The following is a 2,545-nucleotide window of genomic DNA, read 5'->3' on the forward strand; positions in this document are numbered from 1 at the left end:
CTGCGGTGAGGTTGGAAATATCCGGATCCGCTATCAGGCAACCCTTGGCGGAAACCTTGCGGAAGCAGATTACGCCTCTGACCCCCCTATCGCCCTGATGGTCCTTGACGCCGTCGTGCGGACCCAGAAGACGGAGAACAGTCGGGCAATCCCTATTGCTGAGTTCTTTCAGGGATTCTACACAACCGCCCTGGAGCCAGGGGAACTCATCGTTGGGATCCAGATCCCAGCCCCTCCTCCTGGGGCCCGCATGACCTACCTCAAGTTTCGCACGCGTTCCGCAGAGGATCGACCGTGTTTAGGTGTAGCTGCTCTGGGGGTTTTCGAGGATGGAATCTGTCAGGACCTGCGAGTGGCTGTGGGGGCGGCGTGCGAGCGGCCCTGGCGCCTTCCGGAAGTGGAGCAGCTCGCCATCGGGCGCTCGCTGGATGAGCGAGCGATCCGGAGGATCGCACAGGGCTATGCGGATCAAATCGAAACCCTGAGCGATCTACGGGGATCCGCCGATTACCGCAGGCGCATGATTGAAGTTCATATTCGAAGAGCCCTGGAGGAGATACGCAATGGCTGTGGGCTGCTCAGTGCCAATGCGGGACGCTGAGGCGAAGGTGCGCGGAACGATATCTCACCTCGCGGATCTCCGGCTTCCGGGAATGCTGGTAGCGAAGGTCGTGCGCAGCCCCTTTCCCCATGCCCGGATCCGCCGCCTGGATCCCCGACCCGCCATGGGGATCCCGGGGGTAGTCGCTGTGCTCACCGCGGAAGACTTTAACGAGTCAAGGGCCCCACGCCTCTTCTACGGAGTGGATCGAAGAGACCAGCCTGTGGTCGCCCGGGATCGGGTCCGCTACGTGGGAGAGCCCGTCGCGGCGATTGCTGCTGAGACCCTGGAGGCAGCGGAGGAGGCTGCGCGAGCTATAGAGGTGGAATACGAGGAATGGCCAGCGGTGTTCGATCCCCTTGAGGCAACAGAGCCCGGAGCGCCTCTTGTTCATGAAGATTGTCCGAATAACATCTTCCTCCACACCCGCTTGCGCCACGGCGATATAGAAGGGGGATTCGCAGCAGCTGACCTGATCGTGGAGGAGACTTATACCACCCCGCCTGCCTCCCACGCCGCCCTGGAACCCCATGGGGCCATCGCCCAATGGGAAGATGGTCGCCTCACCCTCTGGAGCACTACCCAGGCCCCTTTCGCGGTCCAGGAAACGATAGCGGAGATCTTCGGCCTTCCCCGGGAATTCGTGCGGGTGATTGTCCCGCCGCTTGGAGGCGGATATGGAGGAAAAGGATATGTCCGCCTGGAACCGATCGTCGCTGCCCTGGCCTGGAAGGTCAGTGGCCGCCCGGTTCGCTTGATCCTGGATCGCTCCGAAGAGTTCATTCTCCTCACCCGGCATACCGCTCATATTCGCATCCGGACCGGCGTTCGGAGCGATGGAACCCTTACCGCCCGCCAAGTGGAGGTCTACTGGGGAGCCGGGGCCTATGCGGATATCACCCCACGTTTGCTCCGCGGCGCTGGCCTGGTGCGGGTGGTGGGGCCATATCGGATCCCCGCTGTGCACGTGGATGCTTATGGGGTTTACACCCATTTGCCGCCCGCCGGTCCGTTCCGAGGCACTATGAGCTTCGAGGGCGCATGGGCTTACGAATCCCATATGGATACAATCGCCTGTCGGCTGGGGATTGATCCTCTGGAATTGCGACGGAGAAACCTCCTGCGCCCGGGCGATCGCTTCTGCACTGGGGAATTGATCGAAGAGGCCTTCTTCCTGGAATGTCTGGAAGCCGTCGCTGAGTGCTTGGGATGGGAGCAGCCACATGAAAAAAAGGGGGAAGGAACCCGACGACGGGGACGGGGGCTGGCCATCATGATGAAGAGCACTCTCCCCCGCTCCCGTTCCGAATGCCGGGTGGTCTTGCGGGCAGATGGACGGCTGGAGCTTCACACCGGGACCGTAGAGATGGGACAGGGGGCCCACACAGCCCTGGCACAGATCGCCGCGACGGAAACCGGCCTCCCGCTGGAGCGCATTGAGGTGATCGGACCGGATACCACCCGGGTCCCCTATGACGCCACCACCAGTGCCAGCCGATCCACCAGCATGATGGGTGCGGCCGTTCAGGAAGCGACTGCCCGGCTGAAGGAGGAGCTCCGCCGGCGGGCTGCTCCCCTCCTGGAGGCAAACCCGGAGGAACTTATCGTCCAGACGGGAAGGGTGGCGCTTCGGGATCGGCCGGAGGAATGGATTGCGTGGGAGGAGATCCTGCGTCGGCACAGCATGGAAGCCCTGGAAGCCCACGGCGTCTTCGAGACGCGGGGCGGTCTGGACCCGGAGACCGGCCAGGGGATTGCCTCCCCCCACTGGCATCAGGGGGCTGGAGCGTGTGAAATCGAAGTCGATGTGGAGACAGGGAAGATTCGGATTCTACGTTACTGCGCGGCAGCCTACGCAGGGCGGGTGGTCAACCCCGCGCTGGCCGAGCTCCAGAACCAGGGCAACGTCATTTTCGGGTTGGGTCAGGCCCTGATGGAGCAAAT

At 62.8% G+C, this 2,545-nt stretch carries 2 protein-coding genes; both read left to right on the top strand.

Going from position 1 to position 2,545, the window contains the following annotated elements; genetic code table 11:
• Positions 1–601 (top strand): FAD binding domain-containing protein (locus NZM16_RS07665; protein WP_295479715.1); only part of this gene is annotated, 601 nt, incomplete at its 5' end.
• 7 nt (positions 602–608) lie between these two features.
• On the top strand, positions 609–2,545 hold a 1,937-nt coding region (locus NZM16_RS07670), incomplete at its 3' end, for a xanthine dehydrogenase family protein molybdopterin-binding subunit (RefSeq protein WP_295479717.1).

The sequence above is a fragment of the Thermoflexus sp. genome (genome assembly GCF_025055495.1).
Classification (GTDB): Bacteria; Chloroflexota; Anaerolineae; order Thermoflexales; family Thermoflexaceae; genus Thermoflexus.